The sequence below is a fragment of the Pseudomonas gebzensis genome (assembly GCF_034427815.1).
Lineage (GTDB): Bacteria > Pseudomonadota > Gammaproteobacteria > Pseudomonadales > Pseudomonadaceae > Aquipseudomonas.
The window spans coordinates 311,835-326,200 of the sequence record NZ_JAXQNS010000002.1 but is presented as its reverse complement, the minus strand read 5'-3'; the positions used below and the strand labels follow the sequence as shown (position 1 = coordinate 326,200).

The following is a 14,366-nucleotide window of genomic DNA, read 5'->3' as shown; positions in this document are numbered from 1 at the left end:
CGTTCAGGCAGCTTGCAGCACGGCCAGCTGATAGGCCGTGTACTTGCGAACGTTGATCACGCCGGTGTCGAAGATCAGGTACTGACCCTTGATCCCCAACAGCGTGCCTTCTACCACCGGGTTCTTGTCGAGATTGAAGCTGACGATCTTGGTTGGATAGGCCTGGACCGGATAACGCATCTGCACCACTTCGGCATCGGGCAGCGGCTGGATCGCCTGCAAGCCGAAGCGCGCTTGCAGCACACGCAGGCCATCGGCGCAGGCGTCGAAGATCTGCTCACGCACGGCGATCAGGTCGAGGGTTTCGGCGTCGCCCTTGAGCAGCGCACGCCAGTTGGTGCGGTCTGGCACCTGGCTGCGCAGCAGGTCTTCGACCAGCCCGGACTGCAGGCGGGTGGCCACGCGCATGATCGGCAGCGCCTGGCTGGCGCCCTGGTCAAGCCAGCGCGTGGGCAGTTGGGTAGCGCGGGTAATGCCGACCTTGATACCCGAGGAGTTGGCCAGGTACACGATGTGGTCGGTCATGCAGAATTGCTCGCCCCACGACGGATCGCGGCAGGTACCGGCGTCGTAGTGGCAGCGCTCCGGGGCCATGATGCACAGGTCGCACTGGGCCAGTTTGGTCATGCAGGGATAGCAGTAGCCTTGGCTGTAGCTCGACTTGGTGCGTTTGCCGCAGTGGCTGCAGTGGATCGCGCCGAGGTATTCCAGGCGCAGCGACTGGCCGATCAGCGGGTTGACCGGCACCTGGGTGTCGCCCAGGCGAAAACTGTATTGCACGACCGGCGCGTCAAGGCGCACGGCCATTTTGCTCAGAGAGCCGCGAGCGAGTTCGATCAATGTACCGAGTCCGACTTGAACAGAATGTTGGGGATGGGCGCAGACTTGGAGGCGCATTCCTGCGGCCCCATGTAGCCGGTGCGCTGGTCTTCGGGCAGGTGCTTGGCCTCCCAGGCGATCACGGCTTGCAGCGACAGCTCTTTCTGCTCGACGGTGAGCTTGCGCCCATCCGACCAGCGCCCTAGCTCAACGGCCGTTTTCAGGCTCTGGTAGATGTCGGGGGTGATGTTTTCGATCATGTGTTCAAACGTGGACATAGCGTCTCCAGAGCAAGCCGACAGGCCCTGAACGAACCAGGACGTGTCTGAAATATGTGGGCGCGAAGGCGCCGTTTCAACGTGGGGACGGCTGCCAACAGACACCCCTCAAGCGACACCCAGTTTACGCCGCGCCCAGGCGCCACCCAAGAGCCCGGTCAGGCAACCGATGAGCAGTCCGCCCACGTGCGCGGCATTGGCGATCTGACCCATGCCCAGCTGGCCGACCACGCCCGTCAGGCACACCACCAGCCACACCAGCATCATCACCAGTACGCCTCTGGGCAGCTCGAACAGCCGGCTGGGCGCCAGGCGTTGGTACAGCCAGAGGTGCCCGAGCAACCCGTAGAGCACGCCCGACAGCCCGCCGAACACGCCGGGGCCGCTGGTGAAATGCTGGGCCAGGTTCGACACCAGACTGAACAGCAGGGTCAGGCCCAGCAGCACCCATGGTCCTTGGCGCGCCTCGATACGCCGGCCAAGCTCCCAATACCACAGGCTGTTCATGGCCAGGTGCAGCACCCCGAAATGCAAGAGCATGGGCGATACCAGGCGCCACCACTGGCCCGCGGCCAGGCCTTGGGCGAGCGAGGTGAAATAGAGGTACTCGCCTTGCACCTGGACCTTGAGGAAGGTGAACCAGCCGACGCTGGCGAGGTTGTCGCCAAGGCCGGTGACAGCGGCGACCAGCAGGCACAGCACGATCACGCCCGCCGTGACCTTGAACGCGTTGACCTGGGCCAGCAGCGACGGCGCCCGGTTCACCGGCTGATCGGCCGGCGCAGACTCAAGGGCAATCAGGCCGTCGCCTTGCGGGTGGCGCTGGTACAGCGCGCGCACCTGCTCCACCAGATCGGCCGCCACCCACAGCACCTGCACATCGCCTTCCTCGCTGACCCGGTGCGGCACACCGCGAGCGTACAGCAGGCGCACGAAACCGCTGAGGTCGGTGCTCAGGGGCAGGCGCAGCGTTTCGAGATAGGTCATGAATGGGCCTGCGAGCGTTCGACGTCGACCCAGACGAACTTGCGCGGGTCGAGACGGGTTTCCTGGTCCAGCCGATAGGCCACCAGCTTGCCGTACAGCACTGCGCTGTAGTCCAGGCACGCCAGGTTAGGGCGGATCGGGCTCGGTGGGCCGCTGCGCCAGTAGTGCCCGACGAACAGCAACGGCTCATCTTCGGCATAGCGCAGCAGGGCTTTTTTCTGGGTGTGGTCGAGCGGCGTGCGAGCGACGTCCTCGGGCAGCGCGTCGGGCTGGAAAACGATATCGCCGTAGGTCTGCGGGTCGTCTTCCCAGAACTTGGTGCGAAAGAACGCACGGGTCAGGCCGTCGCCGCCGGTCAGCGTCAGGCCGTCGGGCAGGCGCATGTCGGTGCCGCGCAGCAGGCGGTTGCACACGGTGGAGGCAAAGCTGCCGGGCACGTCCGAGGCCTGGATGAAGTGCTCATCGACACAGCCTGTGGGGTATTGCGCGCGCAGCGGATCGATCAGGTCCGGGTCCCAGCAGGCGTGCACCAGGCGAAAGCGGCCGGCATCGATGAACAGCGGCAGGCGATAGAACCATTGGCTGAAGTCGTGCCAGTCAGCCGGGTGGTCGGCGAACTGCGCCAGGGTCTCTTCGATCAGCCTGGCGTGCCGCGGGGTGTGTTCGCGCACGTAGGTCTTGCCGCTGCCTGGCAGCGCTGGGGTCACCCAGCCCAGGGCGTTGTATTCGTGATTGCCCATGATGCAGAAGGCCTGGCCAGCCTCGACCATGTCGTGCACCAGGTGCAGGGCCTCGCGAATGCGCGGGCCGCGGTCGACGATGTCGCCGAGAAACAGCACCTGGCGCCGCGGGTGGCGCCACACGCCGCCGTGACGGCTGTAGCCCAGTCTGTCGAGCAGGCGTTCCAGGGTGTGTGCACAGCCATGCACGTCACCGATGATGTCGAAGCTTCGCGCCGGATCGAGCATCAATCGTCTCTACCCCCCAAGCGGCTGCCCCAACCCAGTTTGGTGCGGCAGACCTCGTAGTAGTTATGGCCCAGCGGATGGATCAGGCGCAGCTTCTGCGACTTCTTGCTGACGGTAACCGTGTCGCCCGGGGCGCAGGTGAAGTGGTTCTGCCCGTCGCACGACACCTGCGGGTAGATCTGCAGGTCCTTGGAGACGACGATCTTCAGCTCGCTGTTGCCGTCGACCACGATCGGCCGGCCCGACAAGGTGTGCGGGTACATCGGCACGATGACGATGGCGTCGAGTTTGGGGTGCATGATCGGCCCGCCTGCCGACAGCGCGTAGGCGGTGGAACCGGTCGGGGTGGAGACGATCAGGCCGTCGGCCTTCTGGCTGCAGACGAACTGACCGTCGATGTAGATCTCGAACTCGATCATGCGCGTCGACTTGCCGGGGTGCAGCACCACGTCGTTCAACGCGTCGCCCTGGCCGATGGCCTCGTTGTGGTGGCGCACTTCGGCCTGCAGCAGGAAGCGGTTTTCCACCAGGTAATGGCCGTCGAGCACTTCGGCGACCTTGGTTTCCAGCTCGTCGGGGCGGATGTCGGTGAGAAAGCCCAGGTTGCCGCGGTTGATACCGAGCACGGGAGTGTTGTGCCGGGCCAGGGCGCGGGCGGCGCCGAGCAGGCTGCCGTCGCCGCCGACCACGATCACCAGGTCACAGACCTCGCCGAGCAACTTGCGCGACGAGGTTTGCAGGCCATGGCCGGGCAGCACTTCGGCGATGGTGTCCTCAAGGATCACGTGCAGGTGGCGTTCCAGCAGGAATTTTTTCAGTCGGCGGATCGTGTCGAGCACCTGAGCGCTGTTCAGGCGACCGATGATACCGATATTGCGAAATTGCTCCATGGGGCTCCTGCTTGGCTCTACGGCGGATTGGCCTGGGCGGCACTGAGAGGGAATTATGGGCGAAACCACCGGCCAGCAGCAAACCAGCGATACTGGCAGCATGAATCCTTTCCCCTTGCTTGCCCACCTGCCCTGCCAACTGCGCCACGCCAGCGTGCGCGACCTGGCCTGGACACTGCTATCGCCGGCCCTCATGCAGCCGCCGCCGGGCGCTCAGCGCCACCCGTTGGCGGCCAGCGGCTGGGCCGATCATCCACACCAGCTGGAACACTGGCTACGGCGCCTGGACGACGCCCCTCAGGCCCTCGATCACTGGCTGGCGCAGCGCGGTAGCCGCCGCCTTGGCCTGTATTACGAGCGGCTCTGGCAGTTCGCCCTGACCCAGGCGCCAGGCATCGAGCTGCTGGCCAGCAACCTGCCGATCCGCCAAGGCGGGCGCACCCTGGGCGAATTGGATGTGGTGCTGCGTGACCGTACCGGAGTTCATCATCTGGAGCTGGCGATCAAACTGTACCTGGGCCCCGAGCAGGGCGCGGGCGAAGACGTCGGGCAATGGCTGGGGCCAGGCTGCCATGACCGCCTGGGCGCAAAACTGGCGCACTTGGTCGGCCATCAGCTGCCCATGGCCGTGCAGCCGCAAAGCCAGGCGGCGTTGGCTGCGCTGGGGATCGGCGCGGTGCGATCGCATCTGTGGCTGGGCGGTTATCTGTTCCACCCATGGCCTGCCGGGTGCGCGTGGCCCGATGGCGCGGCGGCAGATCACCTGCGCGGGCAGTGGCTGCGCCGGCAGGACTGGGCACGGTTTGCGGCCAGCCGGCCTGCCGGTCACTGGCAACCGCTGGCGCGTGAGCGCTGGTTGGCACCGGCGCGGGTGGGTGAACAGGCGTTGTGGTCGGCGGCGCAGTTCACACAGTGGCTGGCGGCGCTGGAGGCCGACGCCGCCGCGCGGTTGCTGGTCAGGCTGGCACCTGCTGCTGCCGGCAGTTGGGAGGAACAGGAACGTGTATTTCTGGTGGCCGACCACTGGCCGGCTCTAGACTAGGCGCCACCCCGCTGCACCCGCTGACCAGGCGCCACCAGAGCGCCCCCCTTACCGTGACCTGCTGAAGAGGCTTTTACATGATCTCCACTACCCCGCCTGCGCATTACGCGCGGCTGTCGATCCTGCTGCACTGGTTGATGCTGGTGCTGCTGGCCGCGGTGTATGCCTTTATCGAGTTTCGGGGCGTATTCCCGCGTGACAGCGCCGAACGCGACCTGATGAAAGCGCTGCACTTCATGCTCGGCCTGACCCTTTTCGCTCTGGTCTGGCTGCGCCTGGCCATGCGCCTGATTCACCCCACCCCGCCCATCGTGCCCAAACCGCCAGCCTGGCAGATCGGCATGGCGCACCTGACGCACCTGCTGCTTTACGCACTGCTGATCGGCCTGCCGCTGGCCGGCTGGCTGATGCTCAGCGCGGCCGGCAAGCCGATTCCCTTCTATGGCCTGGAACTGCCCGCCCTGATCGACCAGAACCCGGATCTGGCCAAGTTCATCAAAGGGTGGCACGAGCGCATCGGCACCTGGGGTTACTGGCTGATCGGCCTGCACGCCGTGGCTGGGCTGTACCACCACTGGGTGCGCCGCGACAACACGCTGGTACGGATGCTGCCTTACAAGTAACCGCGCCGCCCCTGCAGCCCGCCGCCGTGGACCACGATCAGGCGGCTGCCGGGGGCGATCTGGCCCGCTTGCACCTGATCGTGCAACGCCATCAACAGCTTGCCGCTGTAGAGCGCTTCGAGCGGCACTTGGGTCTGGCACTCCGTGTTTTCGATGAAGCGCCGCAATGAGTCGTCGATGCGCGCAAAGCCCCCGCGACAAGCCTCATGCAACTGATAGCCTGCGCTGCCGGCCAGTGCCTGGATGTGTTCGATCAGGTCCGGGTGCGCCGGCACCGCTAACGCTCCGTGCACCTCATGCGCGCCCTGCTCGCCCTGCACCAGCCCAGCCAGGGTGGTACCGGTGCCCACCGCCAGCCACCAGGCATCGAAATCTTCCCAGCCCAGTGCCGGCAGCTGCGCGCGGGCCTGCTCGACGATCGCTTGACACCCCAGTGCCCCCGCCGCCCCGCCGCCGCCCTCAGGAATGCAGTACCACCCCGGATAACGAGCCTGCCACGACGCCCAGAAATCAGGCTCGTGCCGAGTGCGGTAGCCGCCATAACCCAACCAATGCAGTGCCATGCCCCAGCGTTGCAGGTCGGTCACCGTGGGCGTGTCCTGGGCATGCCCACGCAGCAAACCCGCAGTGGCGAAGCCGAAACGCTGACCGGCGGCGGCAAGCGCATGCAGGTGATTGGAGTGGTTGCCACCCAGGCTGATCAGGCCCGGCGCGCCGCTGGCGCGGGCGGCGAGCAGATGGTGGCGGAGCTTGAACCACTTGTTGCCGCTGATCAGCGGGTCGATGAGGTCCAGGCGCAGGATGGCGGCCTGGATGCCCGCGTGAGCCAGCCAAGGGAGGTCGAGGGGTTGCAGCGGGGCGTAGGGCAGTTCCGAAAAAGCCAGCAACGATTGCACCCGGTGATGTGAGGGAGCGACAGTCTAGCGGGCAGAGTCGGGATCGCCAAAAGACACCGGGGCCCGGTTGTCACGGGCCCCGGCTGCAGAGCCTGTCCAAGCGTTCCACAGCCGTCAGCGCCGCCCCCGTGCCTCAAGGTGCGCTCAAGCCTTGAAGCACCTGGCTCAGAAGTCGTACCGCGCGCCCACAGTCACACTGCGCGAAGGCCCGTAGAAGTTGAACGTCGAGGTCGAGCCCACGCGCGACAGGTAGTCCCGGTCGAACAGGTTGTTGACGTTGAGGCTGGCGGTGAGCTTCGAGGTCACCGGGTACGAGACCATCGCGTCCACTGTGGCATAGCCCGGTGCGTCGATCCGCACGCCGCCGTTCTCGGCGTAGAAGTCACTCATCGCCGAGACCCCACCCCCCACCGCCAACCCGTTCAACACACCGTGATCCAGGGTGTACTTGCTCCACAGCGACGCCTGGTGGCGCGGCATGATGAAGAAGGTGGTCTGTGCGTCGCCCTTGACCGTATCGGTGTCCATCCAGGTGTACCCGGCCAACAGTTCCCAGTTGGACGTGAGCTTGCCGCTGACCTCCATTTCCGCCCCCTTCACCCGCGTCTCACCGGCTGCCACCGAGTCGGTGGTCGCCACACCGTCGGCATCGAACAGGGTGGTCGCGCGGTGTTTGTCCGTCAGCCGGAACAACGACAGGCGGGTATTGAGGTCGCCGCCAAAATAGCTGCTCTTGAGCCCGAACTCGTACTGCTCACCCTCACGTGGCTTGAGCACTCGGCCGTTGCCGTCGGTTTCGGACTGCGGCTTGAACACCTGTGAATAACTGGCGTACAGCGCATGGTTGTCGGTCAGGTCGTAGACCACGCCGCCATACGGGGTGAAATGGCCATCGATGCGCTTGCTGTCGTCTTGCGTGGCACCGCTGCGCAGGGTGCTGGTGTAGAAGTCGCCGCGATACCAGCTGAAGCGACCACCGGCAATCAACGCCAAGCGCTCGATGGGGCGGAACGTGACTTTGGAGTAGAGGCCGTATTCCTCTTCCTGCGTGCCGGTTTCAGTGCTGTAGTTCGGCGACGGCTTGGCGAAGCGCTTGGGCGAGTAGGTGCCGAGGTTGATAGCCCCCAGATTGGTGGTGCCGTTCAGGTACTGGGTGTCGTAGTTCTTGTAGTCGCTGCCGACCACGAACTCGCTGACGTTGCCAAAGGTGGCGAAGGGTTGGCTGTAGCTGGCATCCAGGGCATAGGTGTCCTGTACGAAATCCCGCGCGCTGGCGCGTTCGCTGGTGGCGCCGGTCAGGGTGTTGGTGGCCGTGAAGGCATACAGGTAATCGGTCTCGCGGCGTGAACCGCGAGCGGCCACGCGACCATAGCCGCCGTTGTCGAAGCGGTGTGTCAGCTCGCCGACCAGGTCCGTGGTCTTGCCATCGAACGCGTTCCAGTCGGCGCCCAGAAAGCGCGAATGGCTGAAGTCCGGCACCTCGCCAGACAGCCTCGCCGGGTAACCGTTATGCGGCGTGAGATTCTTCACTTCGTGGATCAGACCCAGCGACAACAGCGTGTCCTCGTCCAGGTCGACGTCCAGGGCGCCGTAGTAGCTGTTGCTGGTGTTGGCGTTGTAGTCCACCTCGCCATTGGTGTCGTCACGCGAGGCGATCAGGCGCCCGCGCACGCGACCGGCCTCATCGAGCGGGCCGCTGAGGTCGAGTTCTTCGTGGTTGGTGTCCCAACTGCCGTAGCGGCCCTCGACATGGCCCTGGAACTCGGCGGTCGGGCGCTTGCGCACCATGTTGACGATGCCGCCCAGCTCGCTGGTGCTGCTGAACAACCCGGCCGGGCCGCGCATGATTTCGACGCGGTCGAATGCAACCAGGGACGGCACCGTACCGAAAATGCTGGTCATCGGCGCCGGCAGGCCATCGATGTTGAACTCGCTGTACTCGTAGCCCCGGGCGTAGATCGAGGAGCGCCCGCTGTCGTTGGTCAGGGTGCGCAGGCCGGCGGTGTACTTGGCCAGGTCGTCCAGGTGCACGAACTGGCGATCCTTGACGTAGTCCTGGGTGTACACCGTGATCGATTGCGGGATGTCCTTGAGTGCGGCCGGCGTCTTGGTGCCGACGGTGGCGGCATCGACGCTGTAACCGCCCGTGGTCTCGGAGGGAAGCATGTCGTAGAGACGATTGCCCTCGATGGTCACGGCCGGCAGATCGACTGCGCGGTCTTCAGGCAGTGCCTGTTCCGCCACCGTCTCAGCCAGTGCCGTCAACGAAAAAGGTGCCAGTAGCACCAGCAACCAACCACCGCGTACCCGCCGAGCGCCAGACGCGCCGTTCAACCCCTTCATGTCATCCCCTTCCTGCAAATGGCAGCATTTCTCAAACGAAACTGTTTTCTATTTGCGCAGAATATCGAAGGGTTCAGCGGGGTGCAGCCGCCTTAACTTTATTAACACCCGCAGGCGTTGCCCCTGCAGGGTCGGCAGTGGGATGATTCGCAACTGATAGGAATTCTCATTAAAGGTTCACAGTGCCCACCTCACTTCTGCTGGTCGAAGACGACCTGCACCTGCGTCAAGACCTGGAACGGCATTTTCGCAACCGTGGATTCGACGTCTGTGCCTGCGCGACCGGGACCGAGGCGCTTGCAGCCCTCGATCGCTCACTGTTCGACCTGGTGCTTCTGGACATATTGCTTCCCGGTATCGACGGCCTGAGCCTGCTCGACCGTCTGCGCCGCCAGAAGGCTGTGCCGGTGATGCTGATGTCGGCGCTGGGTGCCGAACAGGACCGGATCAGTGGTTTCACACGCGGCGCCGATGATTACCTGCCCAAGCCCTTCAGCCTGGCGGAGCTCGACGCTCGGGTCGATGCCTTGCTGCGTCGCGTGGCGCTCGATCAACGCTCAGTGGCCCCTGACACCCGTGGTTGCGCCTTGCTGCTCGATGCGCAACGCCAAGACGCCATCCACCAAGGCCGTGCCGCCGGTCTCACCGGCTCCGAGTTCCGCCTGTTGGCCACTCTGCATGCGCACGCCGGCGAAGCGCTGAGCAAGCCCTTCCTCTACCAGACCGTGCTGCACCGCGCCTACACCCGGCTTGACCGCGGCCTGGACGTGCACGTGTGCAACCTGCGTCGCAAGCTCGCTGACATCGACGTCCATCACCTGCAGATCCAGGCCATCCGCAGCCAGGGGTACATGTTGCTGGACAGGGAGCCGGGCTGATGCGACGCCACCCTTTGCTGTGGAAACTGGCCGGGCTGCAGGTCAGTTTCTGCCTGTTGCTGGTCTGGTTGATCTGGACGTGGGGCCTGTCGGTGGAACGCAGCACCTACTTTCTGCCGCAAGCCGACCAGGACTACCTGGCGCGCTACGCCCAGCAGGCAGAACAGGCCTGGCAACGCGGCGGTGCCGCGGGCATCGAGACCTGGCGCAGGCAGGTCGAACGCACTGAACAGACGTGGGTGGCGGTGATCGGGCCGCAATTGCAGAGCCTCGGCCCGACGCCACTGACCGCCGAGCAAGCCAGCCACCTGACCTTCATGCGCAAGCTCGATTGGCCGATGAGCCGGCGGCTACGCGATGAGCTGCCGTACGTCAGCATCGAGTTCCCTGAGCATCCCGATCAGGGGCGCGTGGTGATGCAACTGCCCGAGCGCCTTCTACCCACGGGCCTCACGGCTTGGACCCATGTGATAACGCATGGCGTGGCCCCAGCGTTGCTGGCATTGCTGATGGGCCTGGCGTTGTACCGCCATCTGGTGGTGCCGCTGAACCGTCTGCGCGACCGCGCCGATGCCTTGCGCGCCGATGAGCTCGACAGCCCCGCCCTGCCCTTCGTGCAACGCCGGGATGAGCTGGGCGAGCTGGCGCAGGCGTTCGAGCACATGGCCGTGCGTCTTCGCCAGAGCCTGGAGCAACAGCGCTTGCTACTGCGTACGTTGTCCCACGAGCTGCGCACGCCCCTGGCGCGCCTGCGCATCGCCCACGACAGCCATTTACCCGCACAGCAACTGCGCGAGCGCCTCGACCGCGAGATCGCAGACATGCAAACGCTGCTGGAAAGCACCCTCGACCTCGCTTGGCTGGACACCGAGCAGCCGTGTCTGTCGACCGAACCGGTGCTGCTGGTCTCGGTGTGGGAAGCGCTGTGCGAGGACATCTGTTTCGAAAGCGGCTGGGAGCGTGCGCGTCTGCCCTGCAGGTTGGGCACCGAGTGTCGGGTCCAGGCCCATCTGGACAGCCTGGCACAGGCGCTGGAAAACCTGATGCGCAATGCCATCCGCCACTCACCAGACGGTGGCACGGTCAGCCTCGACGGGTGGCGCGAAGGTGATCACTGGCATGTGCGGGTGAGCGACCAAGGCCCTGGAGTCCCTGAGGGCGATCTCGAGCGTATCTTCACCCCCTACCAACGCTTGGACGACAGCGGCGCAGGCTTCGGCCTGGGCCTGCCCATCGCCCGCCGTGCCATCGAACTGCAAGGCGGTCGACTGTGGGCGAGCAACGGGCACCCGGGCTTGAGCCTGCACCTGACCTTGTCAGTGGCGGCCGACGGTTTAGAAAGTTAAGGCGCTTTACCCCCACGCCGGACTCGATACCCTCAACTGCTGGAGCCGAGCGCTGATCGAGTAACCTGCATGAGCACACGCATGAAGACGATAATCGTGGCACTGGCACTGACGCTGGCAGCGCCTGCCGTGCTGGCACGCCCCGACCCAGAGCAGCGCATGAAGACCTCGCTGATCAGCCGCCACGACCTGGCATACGGCTTCACCCACATCGACCTGGACTCAGCCGACGGCCAACGTCATTACCGCCTATGGATCGGCATCCCGAAGCGCCCCGCGCCTGCCATGGGCTATCCGGTGCTGTGGATGCTCGATGGCAACGCCGCGCTGGGCGCGCTCGACGGCCCGCACCTGGCGGCGCTCGCTGCAGGACAGGCACCCGTTCTGGTGGCGGTCGGCTACCCGAGCCTGCAACGCATCGAGCGTACCGCACGGACCTTCGACTACACCCCCACCGTGCCAGGGCTGAGCGAGCAGCGCGACCCACTCACCGGCGAGCCCAGTGGAGGCGTGGACAGGTTCCTCGATCTGCTCACAGGCCCGATGCATGACAGGGTAGCGGCCATCGTGCCTATCGACCGGCAGCGGCAGACCTTGTGGGGGCACTCCTACGGTGGGCTGGCGGTGTTGCACGCGCTGTTCACGCGACCTGGCCGGTTCAGCGACTTCGCCGTGGCCAGCCCGTCATTGTGGTGGCACGACGGGGCGATCATTCGTGAGGCTCAGGGCATGAGCCCGGCGCTGGGTTCGTCGCGGCCAAGGGTCCTGCTGATGCGCGGCTCTGAAGAGCCCTCGAGCCCGCGCGGGGCCGTGGCGGGAGGTGCCGAGCGGCCGCTGCGTGAGCTGGCAGCAGCGTTGCGTCAGGTCGAGGGGGTGAGCGTGCAGGTCGACCGGTTCGAAGGGCTTGGCCATGGGCCGATGTTGGCTGCGTCCCTGCAGCGGGTGATCGATCGTCTGTCGCGTTGACGCGCTAGCATCCATCGACTGGACGCTACACCACACCGTACGCGGGCAGCCGCTAGAGCGCCGCCGCCAAGCGCGAGCCCTGATCGATCGCGCGCTTGGCATCGAGCTCGGCAGCGATGTCAGCGCCGCCGATCAGGTGCACCGACTGGCCTGCTGCGAGCAGCCCGTCATGCAGCTCACGCAGCGGCTCCTGCCCGGCGCACAGCACGATGTTGTCCACCGCCAGCAGCTGCGGCTGGCCATCGCCAATACGCACGTGCAGCCCGGCATCATCGATGCTCAGGTATTCGACACTGTTGAGCATCTGCACATGCCGATGCTTGAGCCCGGCGCGGTGAATCCAGCCCGTGGTCTTGCCCAGGCCTTCGCCGACCTTGGAGGCCTTGCGTTGCAGCAAGTACACCTCGCGGGCCGCAGGCTGCGGCTGGGGTTGGACACCGGCTACCCCGCCACGGGCCTGCAAGGCTGTATCGATGCCCCACTCCTTCCAGAACGCCTCGCGGTCCAGGCTGGTGGCGACGCCCTGATGAACCAGGTACTCGCTGACATCGAATCCGATGCCCCCCGCGCCGATCACCGCGACCCGCTGGCCCACCGGCTTGCGTTCGAGCAGTACATCCAGATAACTCAGCACTTTGGCATGCTCGATGCCTGGGATCGCGGGCACTCGCGGGCTGATGCCAGTGGCCAGAAGCACCTCGTCGAAACCGCCACCGAGCAGGGCCGACACGTCCACGCGCGTGTTCAGGCGAACATCGACGCCGGTGCTGCTGAGCGTATGGGCGAAATACCGCAGCGTTTCATTGAACTCCTCCTTGCCCGGAATGCGCTTGGCGACATTGAACTGGCCGCCGATTTCGCTGGCGCTGTCGAACAACGTCACCGTGTGGCCACGCCGCGCAGCGACAGTGGCTGCCGCCAGGCCCGCAGGGCCGGCACCGACCACAGCTATGCGTTTGGGCTGCGCAGCCGGCAGGTAATTGAGCTCGGTCTCGTGGCAGGCACGCGGGTTGACCAGACAGGTGGTCAGCTTGCCGGCGAAGGTGTGGTCCAGGCACGCCTGGTTGCAGCCGATGCACGTGTTGATCGTCTGTGGCTGGCCGGCGGCAGCCTTGTTGACGAATTCCGGGTCGGCGAGAAATGGCCTGGCCATCGACACCATGTCAGCGTCGCCCGCGGCCAGCACCGCTTCGGCGACCTCGGGTGTGTTGATGCGGTTGGTGGTGATCAGCGGAATGCCCACCTCGCCGCGCAGCTTGGCGGTCACATTGCTGAACGCTGCGCGTGGCACCTTGGTGGCGATGGTCGGAATACGCGCTTCGTGCCAGCCAATGCCGGTATTGATCAAGGTGGCGCCGGCCTGCTCGATGGCCTTGGCCAGGCGCACGATCTCGCTCCAGTCGCTGCCGCCTTCGACCAGGTCGAGCATCGACAGGCGGAAGATGATGATGAACCGCGCGCCGACCGCTTCGCGGGTGCGTCGCACGATCTCGACCGCCAGGCGCATGCGGTTGTCGAAACTGCCGCCCCAGCGATCGGTGCGCGTGTTGGTGCAGGCGGCCAGAAACTGATTGATGAAATAACCTTCGGAGCCCATCACCTCGACGCCATCGTACCCGGCGCGCTGGGCCAGCACGGCGCAGCGCACGAAGTCGCTGATCTGTTGCTCGATACCGGCTTCATCCAGCGCCTTGGGGGTGAATGGGTTGATGGGCGCTTTCAACGCGCTGGGCGCCACCTGCTTGGGGCTGTAGGCATAGCGGCCGGCATGCAGGATCTGCAGGCAGACCTTGCCGCCCGCCTGGTGCACCGCCTCGGTGACCACCCGGTGACGCTCGGCCTCCGCCTCAGTGCTGAGCTTGGCAGCACCGGCATACACGCCACCCTCCTCGTTCGGCGCAATGCCGCCGGTGACCATCAGCCCCACCCCACCGCGCGCGCGCTCGGCGAAGTACGCCGCCATGCGCTCGAAGCCGCCGGGGCGCTCCTCAAGGCCGGTGTGCATCGAGCCCATCAACGTGCGGTTGCGCAAGGTGGTGAAACCCAGATCAAGCGGGGCCAGCAGGTGCGGATAGGGCGAAGCCGTCATGGTGGAGTCCTTGTCTCGGGCGTTATCACGGAATGCGAGGCCTCGTTCTGCGGCTGGGCCTCTTCATGGTTAGGCGGGACATTAACCAGCTATGATCGCCACCTCAATGATCGTAACTGACGAATGGGTAACCGTAACTTACAGGGTGATGTGACACGCGCGCACCCCGCCCCCTGCAACGCGTGCAGGGCGGTTTGCCGCACGTCAGTCACACGACCACGCGCAACAGGGAGTTTGCGCG

The 14,366-nt window shown here is 65.5% G+C and carries 13 protein-coding genes; 5 read left to right on the top strand and 8 right to left on the bottom strand.

Annotated features, from left to right (window positions below; translation table 11 throughout):
* Window positions 1-3: 3 nt before the first annotated feature.
* The 5 genes from SJI00_RS05590 to SJI00_RS05570 all read right to left on the bottom strand — a co-directional run bounded on the left by SJI00_RS05590 (window position 4) and on the right by SJI00_RS05570 (window position 3,942).
* Window positions 4-840: a DUF2797 domain-containing protein gene (locus tag SJI00_RS05590; RefSeq protein ID WP_322460738.1), complete on the bottom strand. Its 837-nt coding sequence runs from the start codon at window positions 838-840 to the stop codon at window positions 4-6.
* Entirely contained in the window at window positions 837-1,097 is a 261-nt protein-coding gene (locus SJI00_RS05585; RefSeq protein WP_322460737.1) for a YeaC family protein, read from the bottom strand. Before SJI00_RS05585 ends, SJI00_RS05590 begins: the two co-directional genes overlap by 4 nt.
* 108 nt (window positions 1,098-1,205) lie before the next feature.
* Window positions 1,206-2,084 (bottom strand): rhomboid family intramembrane serine protease, encoded by an 879-nt coding sequence (locus SJI00_RS05580; RefSeq protein WP_322460736.1) that lies wholly within the window; start codon window positions 2,082-2,084, stop codon window positions 1,206-1,208.
* Window positions 2,081-3,052, bottom strand: a complete 972-nt coding sequence (locus SJI00_RS05575) for a metallophosphoesterase (RefSeq protein ID WP_322460735.1) — start codon at window positions 3,050-3,052, stop codon at window positions 2,081-2,083. Before SJI00_RS05575 ends, SJI00_RS05580 begins: the two co-directional genes overlap by 4 nt.
* Window positions 3,052-3,942 (bottom strand): NAD(+) kinase, encoded by an 891-nt coding sequence (locus SJI00_RS05570; protein ID WP_312935889.1) that lies wholly within the window; start codon window positions 3,940-3,942, stop codon window positions 3,052-3,054. Before SJI00_RS05570 ends, SJI00_RS05575 begins: the two co-directional genes overlap by 1 nt.
* A gap of 55 nt (window positions 3,943-3,997) precedes the next feature.
* Between SJI00_RS05570 and SJI00_RS05565 the strand changes: the two genes are divergently transcribed.
* Together SJI00_RS05565 and SJI00_RS05560 are read left to right on the top strand one after the other, a co-directional pair.
* Window positions 3,998-4,984: a DUF1853 family protein gene (locus SJI00_RS05565; protein WP_322460734.1), complete on the top strand. Its 987-nt coding sequence runs from the start codon at window positions 3,998-4,000 to the stop codon at window positions 4,982-4,984.
* Window positions 4,985-5,061: 77 nt separating this feature from the next.
* Window positions 5,062-5,607, top strand: coding sequence for a cytochrome b (locus tag SJI00_RS05560; protein ID WP_322460733.1), 546 nt, complete (start codon window positions 5,062-5,064; stop codon window positions 5,605-5,607).
* Here SJI00_RS05560 and SJI00_RS05555 read toward each other — a convergent pair.
* Together SJI00_RS05555 and SJI00_RS05550 are read right to left on the bottom strand one after the other, a co-directional pair.
* Window positions 5,598-6,491, bottom strand: a complete 894-nt coding sequence (locus SJI00_RS05555) for a 1-aminocyclopropane-1-carboxylate deaminase/D-cysteine desulfhydrase (RefSeq protein WP_322460983.1) — start codon at window positions 6,489-6,491, stop codon at window positions 5,598-5,600. The two genes, SJI00_RS05560 and SJI00_RS05555, sit on opposite strands and share 10 nt — an antisense overlap.
* A gap of 177 nt (window positions 6,492-6,668) precedes the next feature.
* Window positions 6,669-8,846, bottom strand: a complete 2,178-nt coding sequence (locus SJI00_RS05550) for a TonB-dependent siderophore receptor (RefSeq protein WP_322460732.1) — start codon at window positions 8,844-8,846, stop codon at window positions 6,669-6,671.
* Between the two features lie 182 nt (window positions 8,847-9,028).
* Here SJI00_RS05550 and SJI00_RS05545 point away from each other — a divergent pair, with 182 nt between their 5' ends.
* The 3 genes from SJI00_RS05545 to SJI00_RS05535 all read left to right on the top strand — a co-directional run bounded on the left by SJI00_RS05545 (window position 9,029) and on the right by SJI00_RS05535 (window position 12,036).
* Window positions 9,029-9,724: a response regulator transcription factor gene (locus SJI00_RS05545; protein WP_322460731.1), complete on the top strand. Its 696-nt coding sequence runs from the start codon at window positions 9,029-9,031 to the stop codon at window positions 9,722-9,724.
* Window positions 9,724-11,070 carry a HAMP domain-containing sensor histidine kinase gene (locus tag SJI00_RS05540; RefSeq protein ID WP_322460730.1) on the top strand — a complete coding sequence of 449 codons (1,347 nt, stop codon included), beginning with the start codon at window positions 9,724-9,726 and terminating at the stop codon, window positions 11,068-11,070. Before SJI00_RS05545 ends, SJI00_RS05540 begins: the two co-directional genes overlap by 1 nt.
* An 81-nt stretch (window positions 11,071-11,151) precedes the next feature.
* Window positions 11,152-12,036 (top strand): alpha/beta hydrolase, encoded by an 885-nt coding sequence (locus SJI00_RS05535; RefSeq protein ID WP_322460729.1) that lies wholly within the window; start codon window positions 11,152-11,154, stop codon window positions 12,034-12,036.
* Window positions 12,037-12,088: 52 nt separating this feature from the next.
* On the opposite strand, the gene SJI00_RS05530 is transcribed toward SJI00_RS05535, so the two are convergent.
* Window positions 12,089-14,125, bottom strand: a complete 2,037-nt coding sequence (locus tag SJI00_RS05530) for an NADPH-dependent 2,4-dienoyl-CoA reductase (protein ID WP_322460728.1) — start codon at window positions 14,123-14,125, stop codon at window positions 12,089-12,091.
* Window positions 14,126-14,366 lie beyond the last annotated feature (241 nt).

Excerpts from the sequence above, each read along its gene's own strand:
- SJI00_RS05550 (WP_322460732.1), bottom strand. The coding sequence starts at position 8,846 with ATGAAGGGGTTGAACGGCGCGTCTGGCGCTCGGCGGGTACGCGGTGGT.
- SJI00_RS05540 (WP_322460730.1), top strand. The coding sequence starts at position 9,724 with ATGCGACGCCACCCTTTGCTGTGGAAACTGGCCGGGCTGCAGGTCAGT.
- SJI00_RS05535 (WP_322460729.1), top strand. The coding sequence starts at position 11,152 with ATGAAGACGATAATCGTGGCACTGGCACTGACGCTGGCAGCGCCTGCC.
- SJI00_RS05560 (WP_322460733.1), top strand. The coding sequence starts at position 5,062 with ATGATCTCCACTACCCCGCCTGCGCATTACGCGCGGCTGTCGATCCTG.
- SJI00_RS05580 (WP_322460736.1), bottom strand. The coding sequence starts at position 2,084 with ATGACCTATCTCGAAACGCTGCGCCTGCCCCTGAGCACCGACCTCAGC.
- SJI00_RS05575 (WP_322460735.1), bottom strand. The coding sequence starts at position 3,052 with ATGCTCGATCCGGCGCGAAGCTTCGACATCATCGGTGACGTGCATGGC.
- SJI00_RS05530 (WP_322460728.1), bottom strand. The coding sequence starts at position 14,125 with ATGACGGCTTCGCCCTATCCGCACCTGCTGGCCCCGCTTGATCTGGGT.
- SJI00_RS05570 (WP_312935889.1), bottom strand. The coding sequence starts at position 3,942 with ATGGAGCAATTTCGCAATATCGGTATCATCGGTCGCCTGAACAGCGCT.
- SJI00_RS05585 (WP_322460737.1), bottom strand. The coding sequence starts at position 1,097 with ATGTCCACGTTTGAACACATGATCGAAAACATCACCCCCGACATCTAC.
- SJI00_RS05565 (WP_322460734.1), top strand. The coding sequence starts at position 3,998 with ATGGGCGAAACCACCGGCCAGCAGCAAACCAGCGATACTGGCAGCATG.